Origin of the sequence: Streptomyces sp. NPDC126497 (assembly GCF_040302425.1) — a bacterium.
Taxonomy (GTDB): domain Bacteria; phylum Actinomycetota; class Actinomycetes; order Streptomycetales; family Streptomycetaceae; genus Streptomyces.
This window is the reverse complement of the sequence record NZ_JBEORT010000190.1, coordinates 1-4,647: the sequence shown is the minus strand read 5'-3', so window position 1 is coordinate 4,647 and position 4,647 is coordinate 1. Positions and strand designations below refer to the sequence as shown.

Here is a 4,647-nt window from a genome sequence, read left to right as displayed (position 1 = left end):
ACCGGGCGGGACGCCCCGGCGCCGTCGGCCCGGGGTGCCTCCGGCCGGCCGGCGCGCCGCGCGGACGGCCCGGACGCGGGCCCGGAGTCCGCGTCATGTCCCGCGGACGGCGTCCGCGAGGAGGAGGAGGAGGAGGGGACGCCGGGAGCGGGCCGGCCGCCGGCTCCCCCGGTGGTCGCGCCGGGGACCACGGCGACACGTCGTACCAGCGGGATCGGCGGGGCGGCCGACGGGCGGGCGGAGTCGGAGGGCGCCACGACCGGGGTGGTGCCCGGTGTCACGGCCCGCTGCACGGCGGGGGAGGACGGGGAGAGCACGGCGGGGGGCGTCGTGGACGTGAGGCCACGGTTCCGGCGGGCGCTGCCCGGACCGCCGTCGGTACCGTCCGTGGCACGTGCCACCGCGGTGTCCGCCCCGGGTCCCGGGCCCGCCGCCCGCGTGCCGCCCGAGCCGCCCCGGGACGTCCCCGGACCGGAGGACGCCGGACCGGACGGTTCGGCACCGGAGGGCACCGGACCGGAGGCTCCGGAGCCCGAGCGCGCCGGGTCCGAGGACATCGAGCGGGAGGCCCCGGAGGCCGAGGGGGCCGGACCGGACGCCGGGCCCGAGGGGGCCGGACCGGAGGGGCGCGTCCGGCGGGCGACCGGCGTGGCCGGAGCCGTGCCGCCGGTACGCGCCGTGTCCGGCCGCACCGTGCCCGGTGTGCCGTCCCGCGGGCCGTCCCCCTCCGTCTCCGTCCGCAGCGCACGGAGCAGCAGCGGTCCCCCGCCGGTGCCGGTGGCCCGCGGAACGGCCGGGTGCGTGACCCCCCGCACCAGGCCGGCCGGGGCGTCGGGCAGCACGGCGTGACCGAGGCCGCTGTCGAAGGAGGGGTTCTGCCAGGCGGCGAGGCCCGCGCGGAAGGAGAGGCCGTCGCTCACGCCCAGCGGGGCGTGCGAGACGGTGAGCTGCGGCGCGGCGGCGCGGCGCCAGCCGCCGTCCCAGTCCCCGGGCACGGCGGGACCCGGGGCGTCGGGCACGGCGGGACCCGGGGCGCCGTCCGCGCCCCGGTCCACGCCCTCGTCGGACGCGCCGGACCGGCCGCCCGCCGACGGCCCCGTGGCCCGGCGACGCAGCCTGTCCCGCCATGCCATGTGTTCAACCGCCTTCGTTCATACGGGTGTTGATACGGGCGATCTCGGCCACCCACTGCTGGCGTTCGCCGTGGGTGAGGTCGAGGATCTCCTCGCGCTGCCAGTGGAAGTGGTAGGCGACGTACGCGATCTCCTCCCGGAGCCGGGGAAGCGCGTACGTCACGATTCCCCCAGGCGCCCACCCGAGAGGTCGACCTCGAAACCGCCCTCGCAGTGCGGACAGGTCACCGCCGCGCGGGTGTGGCCCTCGCTGTTGACGCGGCGGTAGAAGTCCTGGAGGAAGGCGACGTCGGTGGCGTACATCCGCTCCACGACCCCGGCGTGCACATCGGTGATCGAGCCGAGCCGGGTGATCACCTGGCTCAGCAGCACCACGCTCAGGTACGCCGGGTTCTCCTTGACCCGCAGGTCGATCTGGGGCCGCAGTTCGTCGCGGGCGGTGGCCAGGCGCATCGTGCCGTGCCGGTGCACCGTGCCCTCGTCGTCCACGTAGCCGCGCGGCAGCTCGAACTCGAACTCGGTCCGCAGCCCGTGGTCCTCCCGACGCGGCGGGGGCGCGGCGGCCGGCTCGGCCGCCGCCTGCTCCGACGCCTGGGCGGGCGCCGTCGCCTGGAGGAGCTCCTCCAGGTTGCCCGCCGTGACCGTACGACGCCTCATTCGACGACGATCTCCTCGAACACGATCGTGACGGTCTCGGTGGCCGGCGAGGACTCGCCCGCCTTCAGGGACGGGCCCTCCCACTTGGAGGCCCAGCCCTGCAGCAGCTGGATGCGGCGGACCGTGTTGCCCTCGGTGTCCTTGATCTCGATGGTGAGGTTCTGGCGCGCGGAGTTCACGGCCCCGTTGTTCAGGGTCTCCTTGATCCAGTTGGTGAACTCGCTGCTCTGGTCGAGTCCCCGGGTGATCGTGATCTCGCCGGCCTGCCGGGCGCCCGGCTGCTTGCGGATGATCTGCTTGCCCTCCGAGGTCACCTGCTTGACCTCGACGACATCCTCCTCGACGGTGAACCCGCTGATCTCCTGGATCGACTCGACCAGGTACCCGCCGAGCTGCACGCCGAAGACGTGGGTGGAAAGAGCGTCGCCCGTTGCCATGACTGTCTGTCAACCTTCCCTTGCGGACCCGCGGGTCACTCGTCGATGAGACTGGTGGTGTCGGAGAACTGGGCCAGCCGGAACACCACGAACTCCGCGGGCTTGACCGGCGCGACGCCGATCTCGCAGACGACCCGGCCCTGGTCGATGGACTCCTGCGGGTTGTTGTCGCGGTCGCACTTGACGTAGAACGCCTCGGCGGCGGTCCGGCCGAACAGCGCGCCCCGGCGCCACTCCTCCTGGAGGAACGCGGTGACGTTGCGCCGGATGCTGGACCACAGGCGGTCGTCGTTCGGCTCGAACACCACCCACTGGGTGCCGAGCAGGATGGACTCCTCCAGGTAGTTGAAGAGCCGGCGCACGTTCAGGTAGCGCCAGGCCGGGTCGGAGGAGAGGGTGCGGGCACCCCAGATCCGGATGCCGCGGCCGGGGAAGGCCCGGATGCAGTTCACGCCGATCGGGTTGAGCAGGTCCTGCTCGCCCTTGCTGAGCCGCAGCTCCAGGTCGACCGCGCCGCGGATCACCTCGTTGGCGGGTGCCTTGTGCACCCCGCGCTCGGCGTCGCTGCGCGCCCACACACCGGCCACGTGACCGCTCGGCGGGACGGTGGTGTTGCGTCCGAGGGCCGGGTCGAAGACCCGCACCCACGGGTAGTACAGGGTGGCGTAGCGGGAGTCGTAGCCCGCCTCGTCGTTGCGCCAGGCGCGCACCTGCTGGGCGGACATCCCGGGCGGGGTGTCGAGCACGGCCACCCGGTCGCCCATCTGCTCGCAGTGCGAGATGACGGCGAGCTGCACGGTGCGCACGCCCTCGGCGTCGATGTCACCGCGCTGGTAGGCGGCCATCAGGTCCGGCACCGCGACCATGGTGATCTCGTCGATGGTCTCCAGACCGCCGAACCCGGTGCGGGCCGCGGCGTCGCCGACGTACTCGGCGGGGTCGATGCGGGCCGGCTCGCCGGTGCCGCTCGCGGACGGCGCGTCCGGGGCGTCGGGGACCGCCACGGTCTGCGCGGCGGGCTTGGCCGTGCCGGCGCCGCGCTGCTCGGTGACCTCGATCAGCTCGGAGGCGCGGGCCTGGGTGACCAGGTACCCCTTGACGTTCCTGCGGGTGGACGCCTCGTAGGTCTCCACCACCTGGTCGCCGCGACGGACCAGGACCTTGAAGCGGTCCTCCGGCGGGTTCTCGCCGTCCACGTCGGCGACCTCCACCGACACCCCGGTCACGCCCGGCCTGGCCGCGATCAGGAAGCCGCCGACCTCCACCGGCCGCGCGGCCCTGCCGCCCGCGCCCGCCCGGCCGTCGCCGGCCGCCGGGGCGGAGGTGTCCTCGGCGGACCCGCCGATGCGCACCACGTACGCGGCGCCGCCGCCGTTGGCGAAGTACCCGTAGACCGCGTGGGCCAGGTAGGTGCCCTCGGTGAAGCCGCCGAACAGCTGGACGTACTGGTCCCAGCCGGTGACCAGCGTCGGCGCGTGGAACGGGCCCTTCCCGGCGAAGCCGACGAAGGCCGCGACGGCCGTGCCGACCCCTTCGATCGGCCGGGCACCGGACTGCACCTCCTCCACGTACACGCCCGGGGTGAGGTACGTCGGCATGCTCGCTCCTTAAACGTCCTTGCGGTCACCTGTGTCCAGGCCGAGTCTGCTCGGCGCCCGGGCGGAGCGGCAGGGACCCGCGGACCTGCCCGGGGGCAGGACGGCTGCCTTTCCGGACCGCCCGCGCCGACCGTCGGGACGGGAGGCTGCCCCCGCACTGCCCCCGCGGCCCTGGACGCCCCGCCGGCCCGCGCGCTCGACTGGTGGGCCGGGGAATCCGTGGAGAGGACAGCGCATGCGTGCCCGTGGGGAAGCGCAGGAGGCCGGCCGGAAAGGCCGTACGCAGGCCCGGACGGCGTCGCCCGCCGAGCGGGCCTCCCGCGCGGGCGGTCCGTCCCCCACGGGGCTGCCGGCCCTGCAGCGCGCCGTGGGCAACGCGGTGGTGGCGCGCATGGTGGAGGAGGAGCGGCACGAGCACGGTGCCGGCTGCGGTCACGGCGCGCCGGTCCAGCGCTCGGCGGTGCACGACGTCCTGAGCACGCCCGGCCGGCCGCTCCAGCCCGCGCTGCGGACGGAGATGGAGGCCCGGCTCGGCGAGTCCTTCCACGACGTGCGGGTGCACACCGGCCCCGATGCGGCGGCCTCGGCCGACTCGGTGGGGGCACGGGCGTACACCTCGGGCAGCCACGTCGTCCTCGGCCGGAGCGGAGCGGACAAGCACACCCTCGCCCATGAACTCACCCATGTCGTCCAGCAGCGCCGGGGGCCGGTCGCCGGCGCCGACAACGGCGCGGGGCTGCGGATCAGCGACCCCGGCGACCGCTTCGAGCGCGAGGCGGAGGCCAACGCCCGCCGGGTGATGGCCGGCCCGGCCCCGGCGCG

At 75.1% G+C, this 4,647-nt stretch carries 5 protein-coding genes and 1 pseudogene; 1 reads left to right on the top strand and 5 read right to left on the bottom strand.

The genetic code is table 11. The features are described 5' to 3' along the window. The 5 genes and pseudogenes from ABTY20_RS34845 to ABTY20_RS34825 all read right to left on the bottom strand — a co-directional run. Positions 1-1,133: pseudogene (locus tag ABTY20_RS34845) on the bottom strand (hypothetical protein); the annotation flags it as partial. 4 nt (positions 1,134-1,137) lie between these two features. Further along, on the bottom strand, positions 1,138-1,296 hold the full coding sequence (locus tag ABTY20_RS34840) for a DUF6760 family protein (RefSeq protein ID WP_217128022.1): 159 nt from the start codon (positions 1,294-1,296) through the stop codon (positions 1,138-1,140). Continuing rightward, entirely contained in the window at positions 1,293-1,790 is a 498-nt protein-coding gene (locus ABTY20_RS34835; RefSeq protein ID WP_352001151.1) for a hypothetical protein, read from the bottom strand. Before ABTY20_RS34835 ends, ABTY20_RS34840 begins: the two co-directional genes overlap by 4 nt. Continuing rightward, on the bottom strand, positions 1,787-2,227 hold the full coding sequence (locus ABTY20_RS34830) for a phage tail protein (protein ID WP_352001150.1): 441 nt from the start codon (positions 2,225-2,227) through the stop codon (positions 1,787-1,789). The genes ABTY20_RS34835 and ABTY20_RS34830 overlap by 4 nt, the downstream gene beginning before the upstream one ends. Positions 2,228-2,262: 35 nt before the next feature. After that, complete coding sequence (locus tag ABTY20_RS34825; RefSeq protein ID WP_352001149.1) at positions 2,263-3,825, bottom strand: phage tail sheath family protein; 1,563 nt, start codon at positions 3,823-3,825, stop codon at positions 2,263-2,265. A 235-nt stretch (positions 3,826-4,060) separates the two neighbouring features. Between ABTY20_RS34825 and ABTY20_RS34820 the strand changes: the two genes are divergently transcribed. Further along, positions 4,061-4,647 (top strand): eCIS core domain-containing protein (locus tag ABTY20_RS34820; RefSeq protein ID WP_352001148.1); only part of this gene is annotated, 587 nt, incomplete at its 3' end.